The 16571-nt window shown below is 49.8% G+C and carries 15 protein-coding genes; 10 read left to right on the top strand and 5 right to left on the bottom strand.

All coding sequences use genetic code 11. The features are described 5' to 3' along the window. Nucleotides 1-24: 24 nt before the first annotated feature. Genes J3999_RS02075 through J3999_RS02060 form a run of 4 tightly spaced genes read left to right on the top strand, consistent with a single transcriptional unit; the run spans nt 25 to nt 5105 of the window. Entirely contained in the window at nt 25-906 is an 882-nt protein-coding gene (locus J3999_RS02075; protein ID WP_208126324.1) for a mannosyl-3-phosphoglycerate phosphatase, read from the top strand. 2 nt (nt 907-908) lie between these two features. Further along, nucleotides 909-2120, top strand: a complete 1212-nt coding sequence (locus tag J3999_RS02070) for a glycosyl transferase (protein ID WP_208126323.1) — start codon at nt 909-911, stop codon at nt 2118-2120. A 39-nt stretch (nt 2121-2159) separates the two neighbouring features. Beyond that, nucleotides 2160-3953, top strand: a complete 1794-nt coding sequence (locus J3999_RS02065) for a sugar phosphorylase (RefSeq protein WP_208126322.1) — start codon at nt 2160-2162, stop codon at nt 3951-3953. A 21-nt stretch (nt 3954-3974) separates the two neighbouring features. After that, complete coding sequence (locus J3999_RS02060; RefSeq protein WP_208126321.1) at nt 3975-5105, top strand: glycerate kinase; 1131 nt, start codon at nt 3975-3977, stop codon at nt 5103-5105. A 124-nt stretch (nt 5106-5229) separates the two neighbouring features. Here J3999_RS02060 and J3999_RS02055 read toward each other — a convergent pair whose 3' ends face one another. Beyond that, on the bottom strand, nt 5230-7434 hold the full coding sequence (locus J3999_RS02055; protein ID WP_208126320.1) for a TonB-dependent receptor: 2205 nt from the start codon (nt 7432-7434) through the stop codon (nt 5230-5232). Nucleotides 7435-7703: 269 nt separating this feature from the next. On the opposite strand from J3999_RS02055, the gene J3999_RS02050 reads away from it, so the two are divergent. Continuing rightward, the gene (locus J3999_RS02050) at nt 7704-8540 is read left to right on the top strand and encodes a DUF2726 domain-containing protein (RefSeq protein WP_208126319.1); all 837 of its coding nucleotides are present in this window, start codon (nt 7704-7706) and stop codon (nt 8538-8540) included. A 50-nt stretch (nt 8541-8590) separates the two neighbouring features. Here the strand turns inward: J3999_RS02050 and J3999_RS02045 are convergent, their stop codons facing one another. Together J3999_RS02045 and J3999_RS02040 are read right to left on the bottom strand one after the other, a co-directional pair. After that, nucleotides 8591-9148: a thioredoxin family protein gene (locus J3999_RS02045; RefSeq protein ID WP_208126318.1), complete on the bottom strand. Its 558-nt coding sequence runs from the start codon at nt 9146-9148 to the stop codon at nt 8591-8593. A gap of 90 nt (nt 9149-9238) precedes the next feature. Next, on the bottom strand, nt 9239-9865 hold the full coding sequence (locus tag J3999_RS02040; protein ID WP_208126317.1) for a LysE family translocator: 627 nt from the start codon (nt 9863-9865) through the stop codon (nt 9239-9241). 205 nt (nt 9866-10070) lie between these two features. Here J3999_RS02040 and J3999_RS02035 point away from each other — a divergent pair, with 205 nt between their 5' ends. Next, nucleotides 10071-10937, top strand: a complete 867-nt coding sequence (locus J3999_RS02035; RefSeq protein WP_208126316.1) for an SMP-30/gluconolactonase/LRE family protein — start codon at nt 10071-10073, stop codon at nt 10935-10937. 88 nt (nt 10938-11025) lie between these two features. Here J3999_RS02035 and J3999_RS02030 read toward each other — a convergent pair whose 3' ends face one another. Both J3999_RS02030 and J3999_RS02025 read right to left on the bottom strand, forming a co-directional pair. Continuing rightward, nucleotides 11026-11637 (bottom strand): superoxide dismutase, encoded by a 612-nt coding sequence (locus J3999_RS02030; protein WP_208126315.1) that lies wholly within the window; start codon nt 11635-11637, stop codon nt 11026-11028. A 90-nt stretch (nt 11638-11727) separates the two neighbouring features. Next, complete coding sequence (locus tag J3999_RS02025) at nt 11728-12024, bottom strand: YcgL domain-containing protein (RefSeq protein ID WP_208126314.1); 297 nt, start codon at nt 12022-12024, stop codon at nt 11728-11730. A gap of 151 nt (nt 12025-12175) precedes the next feature. Between J3999_RS02025 and J3999_RS02020 the strand changes: the two genes are divergently transcribed. The 4 genes from J3999_RS02020 to J3999_RS02005 all read left to right on the top strand — a co-directional run bounded on the left by J3999_RS02020 (nt 12176) and on the right by J3999_RS02005 (nt 16561). Next, a complete protein-coding gene (locus J3999_RS02020) occupies nt 12176-13132 on the top strand; it encodes an NAD(P)H-binding protein (RefSeq protein ID WP_208126313.1) in 957 nt (318 codons plus the stop codon). An 87-nt stretch (nt 13133-13219) separates the two neighbouring features. Next, nucleotides 13220-14470 (top strand): multifunctional CCA addition/repair protein, encoded by a 1251-nt coding sequence (locus J3999_RS02015; protein ID WP_208126312.1) that lies wholly within the window; start codon nt 13220-13222, stop codon nt 14468-14470. Nucleotides 14471-14522: 52 nt separating this feature from the next. Next, entirely contained in the window at nt 14523-16196 is a 1674-nt protein-coding gene (locus tag J3999_RS02010; RefSeq protein WP_208126311.1) for a cation:proton antiporter, read from the top strand. A 32-nt stretch (nt 16197-16228) separates the two neighbouring features. Next, on the top strand, nt 16229-16561 hold the full coding sequence (locus tag J3999_RS02005; protein WP_208126310.1) for a multidrug efflux SMR transporter: 333 nt from the start codon (nt 16229-16231) through the stop codon (nt 16559-16561). The last annotated feature ends 10 nt before the right edge of the window (nt 16562-16571 follow it).

The raw sequence follows: 16571 nt of genomic DNA, 5'->3' as shown, positions 1-16571 counted from the left end.
CATGGCTACTGCTTGGGTTCGGCTATGAATCAGTTTAATTATGTAAATTCCATTTCCGAAAGCGGCGTCTATGTTTTTACCGATCTGGACGGAACTTTACTGGGGCACCACGACTATCAATATGCCCCTGTTCTGCCGGTGATCGAACAGCTTAAACAGTTCGGGATTCCGCTGATCTTGAATTCCAGTAAAACCTTTGCCGAAATCAGCCAATGGCTCGATCGTCTTGATCTGCAGCCGCCGTTTATTGCGGAGAATGGCGGGGTGATCTATTTCTCCAAAGAGGACCCGCAACAGAAGTATCTGTTGGGTCGAGATTACGCGGAGATTCGCACAATTCTTGGGCAGATTCGCGAGCAATACCGCTGGCGCTTTACCGGGTTCGGCGACTGCTCGGTCGAAGAGGTCATGGCTTCCACTTCGTTGGATTACGAATCGGCCGCGATGGCGAAGCGTCGCGCGGTAAGCGAGCCGATCAGCTGGCAGGACAGTGAAGCGAATCTGGAAAAATTTAAAAAGGCATTAGAGGAGCATGGTCTGCGATTGCTGAAAGGCGGACGTTTTTATCATGTGATGTCGCACCATGATAAGGCAAGCGCACTTAAATGGGTCATCGAAAGCAGCGAAAGCGCCCGAAAAGCGCCATTTGAGAGCGGAGTGCAGAACACGGCATTCAATGTCTTCGGTCGTTCGCCTTATATCGTCGCTTTGGGTGACGGAGAGAATGATCGACGCATGCTGGAAGAGGCCGATTTAAGTCTGATTCTTCCGGCGCACAAAGGAAATACCCTGAAAATTGATAAAAAAGGTGCTTTTGAGGCCGATAATCCCGCTCCTGAGGGTTGGGCGGAGGTCGTTCAGCAGCACCTGTTAATTCCATTAAACAGCCAGCTTGAGAGGCAATAGCTATGAGTGATTTTTTTCAAAACGGAACAGTAACCACTTTCCATAACTTAACCGACCGTAAAATCGAAGAGTTGGAATCGGATTTGCTAAAGTTTTCTCAACAGAATCGGCTGGGGCTGATTTTGCCTTCCTTATTTAGTGAATTAGAAGCACCCGCTTTAAAAAACATCGTCAGTGAACTTTCTAAAGTTCCTTACCTTTCCCAGATCGTCATCGGTCTGGATCGGGCCGACAAAAAGCAGTTTGAGTTTGCCAAAGGCTTTTTTGCCGACCTGGGACAGGAGCATCGGATTTTATGGAACGACGGACCGCGCTTGCAAAAGGTCATGAATAAGCTCAAGGCAATGGAGTTGGCACCGACCGAACCTGGAAAAGGAACCAATGTTTGGGGGTGTTATGGTTATGTGTTGGCGGCAAAGCAGGTGGATGTGGTTGCGTTACACGATTGTGACATTATCACTTATCAACGTGACCTACTCGCACGTCTCCTCTACCCCGTCGCGCATCCCACGTTTAATTTTGTCTTTTCCAAAGGGTTCTATGCCCGACACGCTGAAGGCAAATTGAACGGACGCGTAGCGCGATTGCTGGTAACGCCGCTTTTGCGCGCGCTGGAGGATGTTTTAGGGCCGGACGAGCTGCTGGTTTATCTGGATAGTTTTCGTTATGCGTTGGCGGGCGAATTTGCCATTCATACGCATGCACTGAAGGATATGCGTATTCCGGCCGACTGGGGTCTGGAAATGGGTGTGCTGGCGGAGATGCGCCGTAATTTCTCCAACCGCCGCATCTGTCAGGTCGATATTGCCGATGTTTACGATCACAAGCATCAGGAACTGTCGCTGGATGATCAGAATAAGGGACTGGCGCGAATGAGTCAGGACATTGCCAAGTCGCTGTTCAGAAAATTGGCGACACGCGGGCATGTCTTCTCGCGCGGAACCATGCGTTCGGTGCGCGCCGTTTATCTGCGTACGGCATTGGATCAGCTGGAAAGCTATGCCTTTGATGCGGAGATGAACGGTCTGGCGCTCGATCTGCATGCCGAAGAGCAAGCGATTGAACTGTTTGCGCGCAGTATTCTTGCTGCGGGAGATATATTCCTAGATAACACCGAGGAACGACCATTCCTGCCGAACTGGAACCGGGTAACCAGTGCCTGTCCGACCATTCTGGAAGAACTTTACGAAGCGGTTGAATTGGATAACCAGTAACCGCAGATTTTCATTGCATATAAAGGATAAGGTGGGCCTATGACAGAACCTCGAGACCTCAGCGCAGATTCCGGTCTGGACCGGATCAAAAAACGTCTGGACGCGATTTATCAAGACTCTGTCAAGGTCGAGATTGCTTATAAAGGCATTATCGAGCTATTGGCCAAGCAGGCCAAAAGAACCCCGCACAAAGAAGCGAAATGGGATCAGACCGATGCGGTATTGATTACCTACGGAGATACCTTCTTACAGGAAGGCGAGATGCCTTTAACGACTTTGCAGCGTTTTTTGGACGAGCATGTTAAAGGTGCGATCAGTTGCGTGCATATACTGCCGTTTTTTCCGTACAGCTCCGACGACGGCTTTTCGGTCATCGATTACTGTATGGTTGATCCCGATCTGGGCGACTGGGAACATGTCGACGAGATCAGTCAGCAATATAATCTGATGTTCGATCTGGTGATCAATCATGTTTCGCGCGAAAGTCTGTGGTTTACCGACTACAAGGCCAATAATTCACCCTATACCGATTTCTTTATCGAAGTCGAAGGCGAGCCGGATCTGTCGCAGGTGACGCGGCCGCGGAATACCCCGCTGCTGGTTCCCGCCTATACTCATCGCGGACGCAAAAAGGTCTGGGCGACTTTCAGTGCCGACCAGATCGATCTGAACTTTGCCAATCCGCTGGTATTACTGAGAATGCTTTCGGTTCTGCTGTTTTACGTCAGTAAGGGCGCGCGGATTATTCGTCTGGATGCGATCGCTTTCCTGTGGAAACAGATCGGCACCAACTGTATCCATCTGCCGCAGACACACGAGGCGGTCAAGCTGATGCGCGATCTGGTCGAGATGGTTGCGCCGGATGCGATTATTCTGACCGAAACCAATGTGCCGCATATTGAAAACCTCTCCTATTTCGGGGAGTCGGACGAGGCACATATGGTCTATCAATTCAGTCTGGCGCCGCTGATTCTGCATGCGCTGCACCGTGGTGACGGAAATTATTTGACCGATTGGGCGTTCAATCTTGAACCGCCTCCGGAAGGTTGTACTTTTCTGAATTTCACCGCCTCCCACGACGGGATCGGTCTGCGTCCGGTAGAGGGTATCCTGCCGCAGCGAGAGGTCGAGGATCTGGTAACCAATATGCATCGTCTCGGCGGCTTCGTTTCGATGAAAAGTAATCCGGACGGCAGCCAGAGTCCGTACGAGATCAATATCACCTATTTCAGCGCTTTGCGCGAGACGCATAACAGTAACGGACCTGATCAGTGGCAGGTGGAGCGCTTCATCTGTTCGCAGAACATCATGATGTGTCTGCAAGGGGTTCCGGCGTTTTATATCCATTCACTGGTGGCGACACCGAACGACCACGAAGGGGTCGAAAAAACCGGAAGAACACGCTCGATTAACCGCCGAAAATGGGAATACCCTTATTTGCAGGCGCTGATCGACAGCGGGCGCAGTTCGAATGCCGAAGTGATCAAGCGTCTGACCCGACTGCTGACCCTGCGTAAAAAACACAAAGCCTTTGATCCGAATACGCCGCAACAGATTTTGGATCTCGGCAAAGAGTTTTTTGCCTTGTGGCGCGCCGGAGATGACGTAAAATTCCCGATACTGGCGATTCATAACCTGACATCCGATATTCAGATGCTCGATCTTTCGCAGATCAACGGCTTTAACGAACACCCGGTCTGGGTCAATCTGCTGGATGCGACAATGGTCGAGTCGCAGAGCGACAAGTTCGTTCTACAGCCTTATCAGTCGTTATGGTTGATGCCGGAACAGATAGACGGAGAAAGTGCACTTTGGGCACTCTCAACGAGTTAAACAAAGGGAGTTACGGGATACATGAGTCGAATTCTACTGGCGCCGGATAGTTTTAAAGGTTCTCTGAGCGCCACGCAATTCTGTCAGATTGCCACTCAGGTGATCGAAGCTTACGCGCCGCAGACCGAAGTGATCAGTCTGCCGCTTTCAGATGGCGGAGAAGGGTTTGTCGATGCTTATGTGACCGCCGGTCTGGCAAGTCGTGAAACGCTCTGGGTCAGCAATCCTCTGGGGCGTAAAATCAAAGCGGCCTATGGCTGGCAGCAGGAAACACAGACGGCGATTATCGAAATGGCGCAGGCCAGCGGTCTGCCGAAAATTCGTCCGGACGAGCGTAATCCTTTACAGACCCACAGTCTGGGAACGGGGCAATTGATCTTGGCGGCCATCAAGCAGGGAGCGAAACGGATTATTCTCGGTCTGGGAGGTTCCGCGACCAACGACGGCGGCGCCGCGGCTTTAAGCGCTATGGGGATTTCCGCCTTTGACGCCAAGGGCAAGGAAGTGATGCTTGGCGGGCAAGGGCTCGGACAGGTTGCCGAGGTCGGCGACATTCCTCCGCATCTTCTGGAGATTGAGTGGGTACTGGCTTGCGATGTCACCAATCCGCTTTTAGGCGACAAGGGCGCGACGGCAGTTTTCGGCCCGCAAAAAGGGTTGCAGCCGCAGCAGTTCGATATTCTGGAAAAAGGGCTGGAAAACTGGGCGAATGTTATTCAGCATAAGACCGGCAGAGATGTTCGCGATCTTCCGGGAGCGGGCGCAGCCGGTGGGATGGCCGCCGGTTTTATCGGTCTTCTTGATGCCAGAATCGAACCGGGTTTCGAGGTCTTGCGGCAGAGTTTGCAGATTGACCAGGCGATGGAAGCCGTAGGCGGTCAAGCGATTGACTGGGTTATTACCGGCGAAGGACGGATTGACGAGCAGACCGCTTACGGTAAGCTGCCGATGCGAATTGCCGAAATGGCTAAGGAACGGGATATTCCGTGTATCGGTATCTGCGGCAGTCTCGGGGTCAGTGAGCTGGAGGCTTTTACCTCGCTGTTCAGTATCGTCAATACGCCGATGCATGAAGTGGATGCGATGACGAATGCCCAACCGCTTTTTGCCGCATGCCTGCAGAATTTGCTGCCTTTAATGAATCTAAAGTAGATCGGATACTGTGCATCGGGTGCGGCGAAAATTTCCGCGTCAACGAAAACAAAAAAAACGGCACATGAAGTGCCGTTTTTTGTTTGTGCTTTTATTTCCTCAGAGGTTTCATCCGAAACCTGCTTTAGAATTTGGCATTAAACCCGAGATACAGGCTGCGTCCTGCGCCCGGTACGGCTAACATCGGAACACCGCTGATCGACATGGTTTTACCTTCACCCGTATAGGCACCACCGGTCGGCAGGTCGTAGGCCTTGTCGAACAGGTTATCGACGCCAATATCGAAGCGGAAACGTTTAACCGAATAACTCAGTTTCAGGTTTACCAGCGTATAGGCCGCAGTATCAAGTTCGTTGCGGACATCCGAAACGCTGTCTTTGGCATCCACCATCACCACTTCAAGCGCATTGCTCCAACGGTTGATTTTCTGCATCAGTGTCACCGTCGCATTCAACGGCATAATGTTGTACAGATTGTCGTTGCTGTCGAGGTTTTCGCCGCGCGCGTAATTCACTTTCGCTTTCGCGCTCCAGTCACCATATGAATTTTTGCCAATATGGGTGTTTGCAGCGATATCGACGCCGTAAATACGCGCGGTCTGGTTGGTGTATTGCAGAACGTTAAAACCATCGAAACTGGTAAGCGCCAGCGCATCGATATAATCCTCAACATAGGAGAAATACGGCATAGCCTGCAGGCTCCAGCTACGGTCTGCTGCATGCCAGTCCAGATTGGCGCTGACGGTATAGGCGACTTCCGGTTTCAGATTGATGTCACCGACATAGCCGTTGCCGTCTCCGACGAAGTTGTTCATGACTGCCGCCATGGTCCAGGTTGACCAGGTGTAACGTTCATACAGGTTAGGCGAACGCACCTGACGTGCCAGACCGAAATCCAGATCAAAGGTATCGCTGTGCTGATAGCTGGCCAGAGCCGTCAGGTTCAGGTTGTTATCGGTTTTGGAACGGTCGGAGGCATTGAATACTTCGGATTCCGTAAGTTCATTGGTGGTCACAACCTGGTTGTTCGGTTTGGTGAAGGTATCGCTGTCATGATAACCCTGAACATCGCCGGCATCGCTCAGAACCTGCTCGAAACGTGCTCCGAGACGGGTTTTCCATGCGCTATCAAGCTGTTTTTCCCAATCTGCAAAAAGCGCGTAACGGTCGCGGGTACCGTCGTTGATGTTCCAGAACGTATTCGGGCTCATCCCCGCTGAGGCAGGATTCGGATCCCAGTAGTCATCCAGAGCGAACTGCTGGATTTCGGTACCGACAATCAGGTCGCTGCTTGCGCTTAAAGGCAGGTCGGCAGACAGTTTGAAACCGTTAGTCGTGCTTTCCGTCACCATCGGCATCTGGGTCTGGATTTTATAATCCATAAACGCCATCTCGTGATCGACCTGTTCGTTATAGGCTTGCAAATGAACTTCACCCCAGTTCAGGGATTTGTCGAAAGAGACATTGAGTTTGGTGCTATCGTTGGCCGTCATATCCATACGCTGGTTAGGATACTGCTCATAAGGCGTGTTTTGTTTGGTAACACTTGCGGTCAACAGGCTGTCATCGCCTTTATAGGCCATGCTGAATTTGTGGTTCATGACTTTGTAGGCCGTTCCGGCGACTTCGTCTTTATCGGTTGTTGAGCCCTCGGTGCCGGATGTGAAAAGGGTGCCGGCAGCCGGGTTGGTTGTGGTCGTGAAAGTTTTGAAATCACTCGCCGCATCGTAGTTGCCCGACTCCGCGTAAGAGCCTTTGTAGGTCAGATTCAGTTTGTCGCTGGCGGTGGTTACAGTCAGGTTTGCGCCTTTCGCCTGACCATTACTGCGCAAATAACCGCCATATTCACCCTGGGTGATCTGTTCGCCGGCCGGAGCGAATACCGGGTCTTCGGTTTTGACCAGAATACTTCCGCCGATGCTGTCGCCGCCGACGCTGGCCGGGGTGATTCCCGGATAGATTTCAATCGATTCCGCCTGTGTCGGAGAGACATAAGACAGAGGCGTGTTCATATGGTTTGGGCACGAAGCGACAAGCTGCATACCGTCTAACTGAACGTTCAAGCGGTTGTCGGCAATGCCGCGGATGACCGGGAAGCCAGAGATACCGCCGGCCTGATTGACCGAAACGCTTGGCGATTCGCTCAGAATATCAGTCAGGTCACTGCTGGAACTGATGCCGGATTGAATGGCTTCTTTGGAAATATTGCTCTGGTTGATTTCAGAATTTTCTGAGGATTCAACAACGGTGATTGCCGGCAGATCCTGCGCAGCAAAGGCCGAAGTCGCCATTAAAGAAGGAATCAGGGAAGCGAGTAACTTTTTTTTCATCGTCTTTTTTCGGTAAGTTTAATCAGATGGCGGAATTGTACCGGGAGACGAGCAAAATTGCCTGTGACAAATTGTCGCACAAGTAGGTTTAATGGGCGTTATAAGTCGTTTTTCTGAAATTTTGATGCCGATAGAGGTTCGTTATTGCACTCGTTCTTTTATTAACTTTCTACTTTGCTCCAACCAGGTTCTGCGTTTATTGGACTAGTACATAATGCAGTAATTTATATGATGTATATTATTCGTGTTTGTCTTAAAAAGGTTTAATGATGTTGGATAGAGAATATTTGTATGGTTTGGTCTTTGATAAAGACTGGGAGGCGTTTGCTGAACTCATGTATCAAAACTCTAAAGAAGTTATGACAACTTCAGACCCTTTAATAGCTCAAGCAATTAAAGTTTTTGAAGAACAATTTATTAATGACATTAATACAAAAACTGATGAAGAGAAAGAAGTATTGCTCAAATGGCCATCACAACTAGTGGTGATTCAAGGAAATCCTTTTAATCAAGAATTTGCCGATAATGTTTTGATAGCAAGACTAGAAGCTTTACTGAATTTAAATTTTGAGTTGGCGGTGGATCTAGCTAAAGAACACCAGCATAGGCTTGAGTTGGCTAAGAAGATAATGACTCGGGCTCGCAAACAGAATTACTATAACGATGGTTTGGCAAATATTAAACAAACGTCAACTACTGTTACAGATACTTCAAAAGTAATTAAGCTGTTCAAGTCGCAACAAGAGAAAAATTTTTTTCAAGCGGTAAAAAATGTGTTTCCATCATTTTTCCCTTATCCAAATGTGGCTTTAAATGCGATTCTAGATTTCAATTTAATTAAAAATGAATTGAGTTTAAATGAAAGAGAATATTTTTTTAGAGGAATGGTTGATTGCGTTATCTTTGATCCAGCAAAAGAATATTTTCCAATTAAATTTTTTGAATTGGATAGTGTTTTTCATGACAATGAAAAAGCTAAAGAAAGAGATGAAATGAAAGATTCAATTTTTCGAAAATCTAATGTAAAGCTTTACCGGATTAGAGCGGAATTAGGAGAGCAAATTTCTGTGGAGTCTTTTGAAGAATTAATTAGAGAGCTCGACTAATCTATAAAGAATATATTAGCCGAACTGCTAAAAGAACTAGAAAACAAGCTTTATTTCTTCCACTTAATCGAACAGCCCATAGATGGAATCTGTTCCAGCGGGCCTTGTCCGCTCTGGGAAACTTGTTTCATGGCTTCCAGAAGATCGCGGCGTACGCCTTCCGGTGCCGTCTCTTTACGCGATTCGTCCAGGCGTCCGCGATACTGCAGTTTCAACTCGGCGTTATAGCCGAAGAAATCCGGTGTGCACACCGCGCCGTAGGCTTTGGCGATTTCCTGAGTTTCGTCAATCACATAAGGAAAAGGAAAATCCCACTGCTCGGCGACTTTTTTCATATTCTCGAAAGAGTCTTCGGCGTATTCGTTCGGATCATTGGACATAATGGCGATCGAGTTAACGCCGTATTCATCGCGCAGGATGCGGGTGTCTTCGACCAGTCGTTTATGAATCGCTTTGACATACGGACAGTGGTTGCAGATAAACATCACCAGCAGACCGTTTTCTCCTTTGGCTTTTTCCAGTGTCCAGTTCTGACCGTCTACGCCGGGCAGGTTAAAGTCGATGGCGTCTTTGCCGAATTCACAGACCGGGGTTGTTAAGCTGACCATTTGTCACTCTCCTGATTTAAAGTGTTGGGTTAGTGGCATTTTATTGCAAATTCAATGACAAAGCACTTTGCTGATAGCCGCTTGAAGAAGCTATACCTGAGCGGCGAGAAGATTAATCGCCAGAGCGATAAATACCGCGCCGGCGATACGGTGCAAATAAAGCTGCGCTCTGGGGGAGTGTTTGAGCCAGTCTCCCAGTCTTCCGGATAAGAATGCAATGACGCTGAAAATAATAAATCCGACCACAATAAACAGCGCGCCGAGCTGAAAGAGTTGCGGCATAAGCGGCCCGTTTTGCGGCAAGGCGAACTGCGGCAGAAAGGCGAGAAAGAAGACCAGAATTTTCGGGTTGGAAATATTCATTAATATGCCGCGGCGGTACAGTTGAAACGGCGTTAACGACTGCGTTTTGCCGCCGGAGAGTCTGGCGGCCGGAGAGGAGAGGATCTGCCACGCGAGATAGAGAAGGTAGAGCGCACCGATAATTTTTAATAACGTAAAGGCGGTGGGCGAGGCTTGTATCAGCGCCGCCACGCCGATGGCAACCAGAGTGGTATGCACGATCAGCCCGGTACAGAGTCCAAGGGTAATGATTAAGCCGTTTTTCGCCCCGGAAAGCGCGGACTGAGTCAGGACATACAGGTTGTCGGGGCCGGGCGCGATACTGAGCAGGGCCGAAGCGACAATGAAAGGAATCAATATCTCTGGAGGTAGCAAGGTTTTCGCCTTTGTTGAATGTTCAAAAAACTTGTGCGGCTGCGTTTTCGGGCCGGTCGGGTTTTATTATAGCGGGGATATACGCGCGATTCTGCGCATGCTGTTGACGCGATCAAATGGAAGTAAAATAACTGTTCAGTTTTGCGTAAAAAAACGTATTATTGCAATGGCACGATTTACAGGATTATTTTGGAGAGAATCTCTTATGAAACGATTATGGCTGGGGTTGCTTTGTGGCTGTTTTTCGCTGGCGGCGAATGCCGATATGACCGTTGAAAATGTCGGTTTCGCGACGCCGGAGTCTGTCGAGTACTCGGTTAAGACGGATCGTTATTATGTTGCCAATATTAACGGCAGTCCGTTCGGCAAGGATAATAACGGCTTTATTTCCTTGCTGAATCCTCAGGGGGAAGTGGAGCAGCTGAAATGGGTCGAAGGCGGCAAGCATGGAGTGGTCTTGAATGCGCCTAAAGGTATGGTGGCGATCGGCAGCCGTCTGTATGTGGCCGATATCGACCGTGTGCGCATTTTCTCTTTGCCGGAAGGTAAGCCACTATTGGAAATTCCGGTACCGGATGCCGGCTTTCTGAACGGTGTGACGCCGGCCTCGCAAGGCGGTGTCTGGGTGACGGACAGTGGCGTCAAGGAAGGCTTTAAGCCGAACGGCAAGGATGCCATTTATCATATCAGCCCGCAGGGCGAATTGACGACACTGGTCAAGGATATGGATTTGGGGCGTCCGAACGGGATTCTGGAAAAGAATGACGAATTGTTGATGGTGACCATCGGTAGCGGGGACGTGCACCACTTCGATCTTAAAGGGAAGCTGTTGCGCAGCGAAAAAATGCCTTTTAACCGTCTGGACGGACTGGTTGAAGATGTCACCGGAAAAGTGATTTTCTCAAGCTGGACCGCCAAGGCCGTCCTGCAATGGCAGGATGGCAAGGCGCCGAAAACGCTGTTTGAAGATATGCAATCGCCTGCGGATCTGGGGCTGGACAGCCAGCGCAACCGAGTGTTGATTCCGTCGTTTATGGAGAACAAAGTTTGGATCAGAGATCTGCAGGATTAAGGATTCAGACTTTTTCGCAGTAATAAAAAAGCCGGAGTGAAATCCGGCTTTTCGGGTTCTGTCTGCTGGTGTTCGCAGTCGCTTGGAATTACTTCTTAGCGGCAGTGTACAGCTCTTCAACCTTGTTCCAGTTGACGACATCCCACCACGCTTGCATGTATGCAGGACGCAGGTTCTGGTAACGCAGGTAGTAAGCGTGTTCCCAAACGTCAAGACCAAGAATAGGCGTCCCTTTGGTTTCGGCAACGTCCATTAGCGGGTTGTCCTGATTCGGCGTAGAAGAGATTTCCAGTTTGCCGTCTGCAGAAACGGTTAGCCAAGCCCAGCCTGAACCGAAACGGGTTGCACCGGCGGTGTTGAATTTCTCTTTCATCGCATCAAGGCTACCGAAAGTCGCGTTGATGTCGTCAGCCAGAGCGCCGCTTGGTGTACCCATGCTGTCGCCGGTCATAACTTCCCAGAAGAAAGCGTGGTTCCAGTGACCACCACCGTTGTTACGCACCGCAGGAGAAATTGATCCGGCATTCTTAACCAGTTCTTCCAGAGACTTGTCCGCATATTCGGTATCCGCAATGGCGTTGTTCAGGTTAGTGATGTACGTATTGTGGTGTTTGGTGTGGTGAATTTCCATGGTACGCGCGTCGATAGAGACTTCCAGCGCATCGTAATCATAAGGTAGATCCGGTAGCGTAAATGCCATGATGGTTTCCTTTTATCTCGGTGAATTAAAACGTCGAATAGTTATTGTAGCTAGCGTCTGCTATTTGTAAATACACGTAGCCTTGCTGTTTTAATAAATATTGTCCAGGTTTTCCGGAGGTGGTGCGTAGTCGCTGATTTTTTCGACTTCCGTAGGGGGCATCTGCATAAAGAAGCCTTTGGTGGTTACCGATTTATAAACTTCGGCGGCATCTTCACGCGCCATTTTACGATCCGGGGTCAGGTCAAAGTCAATGACATGCTGCGGCTCGCCGAACATTACTAAAAGTTCTTTAGGCAGTTTCTCGAGTCCATCCTCATGCGGAACAAAGAGGTAAAGCTCCTCTTTTTTCGGGCTGCGGTACGCAGAAACTTTTATTGCTTGCATAATAAAAAAGCCTATTTCACTGAAATTATTAAATTAATTAGCCGGCTATTGTACCAAAAACTTCCGCAGGTCGAGACCATGAAATACTTGACCAACACGCGGCTGATTGATTATCCTTTGCGGATTTGAAAAATAAAATTGGATTTTAAAGATGTTAGGAAATCAAGTCACCGTCTTTGGCGGCACAGGGTTTGTTGGTCGTGCGGTGGTGAATCAGCTTTCGAAAGCAGGCTATCAGACACAGGTCGTGGTTCGCCGTCCGGAGCGTTTCCGCGAGTTTGCTCTTTATCCGCAAACCAAGCTTGTTCAGCTGGATTCGTATGATAATGCCGAGGCGCTGGCAGCGCTGTTGAAGGGCTCGAAAATCGTTATTAATCTGATTGCTGATCGTTCTACCGGTACCGAATTGGTGGAGAAGGACGATCTTGATTATGTTTCTCTTAAGCTGAAAACGGCTATGGAGAGCGCCGGAGTCGAGCGTGTTCTGAGCTTGTCGCGCATCGGCGCGAGCACCGAACAGGACAGCCACTGCTGGCTGGGTTCGCTGGCCGAACTGGACAACCATATGAATACCGTGGCAAATGCCAAGGTTACGGTCTTCAAAGCCGGTCTGCTGATTGGTGAAGATGACGATACGACCGCGCCGTTTGTTAAACAGCTGCAACGCATGCCGGTGCTGATGGTTGCAAATTCAGGCACTGAAGTTCAGCCGCTGTGGGTTAGAGATTTTGCCGAAGCCATGGTCGCGTCGATCAAAAATCCGGCTACCTTCGGTCACAAGTTGGAAGTCGCCGGTAATGAAGCGATGAGTTTGAAACAACTTGGTCGCCTGGTTGCCGACAAAATGCAGATCGAAGATGCGGTGATTTTCCCGATGTGTAATCTGAATGCCAGAATTATGGCGGCTCTGGGCGGTTTGGCGCCATTCAAGTCGGTGAATAAATCGCAGTTGCTGACCTTGAAGAAAGATGCCGTGACCGATCAGTCGTTTGCTGAGCTTTTCGGCTTTGAGCCGGCCAGTATCGAGTGGGTGATTGCCGGTTACGCCGCGCCAAAACATCAGCGCGAACGCTATAATAGCTATCGTAAGTACGCGAATCGTGACTGATCCTCTTACAGGACGCAACGATTTCATCAAAAGCCGTCACTTGACGGCTTTTTTATTTTTCAGCACCGTTTTTAGATAGGTTTAGGGATGCAGGTTTATCTGGTCGGCGGCGCGGTCCGCGATGCGCTTTTGGGTATAGAGGTTTATGATCGTGACTGGGTCGTCGTCGGCGCGACGCCGCAAGCGATGCTCGATAAAGGCTTTGAGCAGGTCGGTAAGGATTTTCCGGTTTTTCTGCATCCGCAAACGCATGAAGAGTATGCTCTGGCGCGTACTGAGCGCAAGCAGGGCAGCGGTTATCACGGTTTTGAAGTTTTTGCCGATCCTTCGGTGACTTTAGAGGATGATCTGATCCGTCGCGACCTGACGATTAATGCCATGGCCCGTAGCGAAGATGGCGAGATTATCGATCCTTACGGCGGGCAGAAGGACCTTCAGGCGCGGATTCTGCGCCATGTCTCACCGGCTTTCAGCGAAGATCCTTTGCGGGTGTTGAGGGTGGCGCGTTTTGCCGCCAAACTGGCACCTTTCGGTTTTGAACTGGCCGAGGAGACCCGGCTGCTCATGAGCGAGATGACCGCCAGCGGTGAACTGGCCGAATTGACGCCGGAACGTGTCTGGCAGGAGGTAGTGAAGGTCTTAAATTCACCGCAGCCAAGCCGTTTTTTCGAGGTGCTTGACGCTGTCGGAGCCACTGGCGTGCTTTTCCCGGAACTGGATGCGCTGCACGGTGTGACCCAGCCGGAGAAGCATCACCCGGAAGGGGATGTGTGGATTCATACCATGATGGTGCTGGAGTCGGCCTGTCAGTTAAGCGACGATTTGTCGGTACGCTTTGCCGCTCTGGTGCACGATCTCGGTAAAGGAATTACGCCAAAAGAGCTTTGGCCGAAACATCACGGTCATGAAGCGGCCGGTATCCCGCTGGTTAAAGCGCTGTGCCAGCGTTATCGCGTGCCGAAAAAGGTCGAGCAGTTTGCGCTTAAGGTGACCGAATATCACGGTCTGATTCATAACGGGTTGGATAAGGAGGGTAAACCTTACCTGAAACCGAAAACCTATCACAAAGTCTTGCAGAACTGCGGCGCCTATAAAGATGCGGAAGGCTTCGAGAAAATTCTCACCGCCTGTATGGCGGATGCGCGAGGGCGTCTGGGCTATGAACAAGTGGCTTATCCGCAGAAGGCCTTCTGGCTGGAAGTGCTGGAAGCGGCTTCCCAAGTTGATAATAAAGCGATTATCGCGCAAGGGTATCAAGGTAAAGAGATTTCCGAGCAGATCGAAAAAACGCGGATTCATAATATCTCTCAATTGATTCGCAACGAAAATCGGGTTTAATAACAAAGACCCTTTTCTGATAAAGGGAATTTGGCATTCTTAGGGAGTCCGTATGCTGCTGTTGTTTACCCTGATTCTTTCAGTGGTGCTGCTGGCGCGCTTTTTTGAAGAGCGTTTCAGGGTTCCCTTTGCCTTAAGTTCGATTTTTCTGGCTTATCTGGCCAATTTTGTCTTCGATCTGCAGGCTTTCGGAGATTTTTTTCCTGAAATCGTCTATCTGATGCTGCCGATTATTCTGATTCCCGATGTTCTGGGCGTGTCGCGCAGTGAGCTGAAAAACAATCTGGCGGCCATCACCTATCTTTCGCTGATAGCCGTTATTCTGTCGATTGCACTGGCGATCGGCATCACCTATCTGGTGCTGCCGGAATATCACTTTGCCATCGGTGTACTGCTGGCGCTGTTTGCTCCTTTAATGGCGACCGATGTGGTTTCGGTGACATCGATTTTCGGGCATTTCAAGCTGCCGGTAAAACTCAAACTGTATGCCGAGGGTGAGAGCCTGTTTAACGATATAACAGCGATGATGATTTTCTTCTTTGTCGCATTGCCTTTGATATCGGGGCATGATTTTGCCTTTTCGCAGTTCACGCTGAATTTCGGGAAGATGCTGTTTGAGTCGGTGCTGATCGGGCTGGCGGTCGGGCTGATGGGCTATTATGCGTTCAAGTTTTTCTCCGACAGCGTCGAACAATTTCTCTCGCTGTATATTATGGCCAGTATGGCGTTTCTGGTCAGCGAGCATCAGGGCGTATCCGGGATTATGGGCGTTGTGGTCACGATTCTGTTGTTCAAATACCTGTTCGACAAGGAGGGCCACTATAAAAAGCTCGACGCTTCGGCGTTGTATGGTTTTCTGAACAGCGAAAGCGCTTCCGAGGTCAATTTCCGCGCCTACCGAAAGGAGGCGCACTATCTCGGTTTCTTTGCTAACGGGGTGATTTTTGTCGCCATCGCCAGTGTGGTCGATTTGCAGCTGCTGTGGAAATATCATCTGGAAATTCTGCTGGTCTTTGTTTTGACGACATTAATTCGCTTTTTGATGATTTCGCCGTTGATCTGGTGGAAGAAACATCCTTTTCGCTGGTCCGGCGCATTGACACTGGCCGGAATGAAAGGCGGGTTGGCGGTGATTATGGTCTTTGCTCTGCCCGAAGATTTTATCTATCGAGAGGCTTTTATGGCGATCGTTCTCGGGGTAGTGATGCTCTCGATGTTCGTCTATACCGGGTTACTGGTTCCTTATCTGAAATATTATGCGGCCGGTTTCGCACTCGACAAAGCGGACGACCGGCATCACTATTCCGATCAGGAAGCCAAGGAGCAGTTGAAAAAGATTCTGCAGAAAGACAGTAAGACACAGGCTTATAATGCCCTGGTGTTCGAAGAGCTGATCGAAAAAGAGATGGCGCGTTCGCAGCGTCATCTGGAACCGTTTGCGCTTTTGGCGTTCGAGACAGAGGATGTCAAACTGATTAAACGCAAAGTGCTGCCTTTTTTGAGGAAGTCGGATTATTTCGGCAAGCTCGGGCCGCAGCGGTACGCGATTCTGGCTACCTACTCGGACATTGACGCGGCAACCATTTTTGCCCATAAGTTGAAGGATCGTCTGGGGGATTTGCATATTGCTGTGGCCGAATATGCCACCGGCGATACGTTGGAGATGCTCTATGATAAGCTCGAGAGCGCTTTTAACAGCCGAAAACCGATTGATATTGAGATCTGATACAAGAGATCAGCGGAAACAAAGGATTGAATATGAAATACTGGCTTTTTTTGGCTTTGGCGACGGTCGCTGAAGTCTTTGCCACTTCGGCACTGAAAGCCAGTGACGGCTTTACCCGTTTAGGGCCTACGCTGGTGGTCGTAATCGGCTATGCAATCGCGTTCTATTTCCTTTCGCTGAGTCTGAAACAGATTCCGCTCGGTATCGCCTATGCGGTCTGGGCCGGGCTGGGGATTGTCCTTATTGCCGTGATCGGCTGGTGGCTGTACGATCAGAAGCTCGACCCGGCGGCGATGTTGGGGATCGCTTTGATTCTGGCCGGTGTCATGGTGATTAATCTCTTCTCAAAAAGTTCCGGACACTGAGAAAGTATCC

This window comes from Thiomicrorhabdus sp. 6S3-12 (assembly GCF_017571475.1).
Lineage (GTDB): Bacteria > Pseudomonadota > Gammaproteobacteria > Thiomicrospirales > Thiomicrospiraceae > Thiomicrorhabdus.
This window is presented reverse-complemented; position numbering and strand designations above follow the sequence as displayed.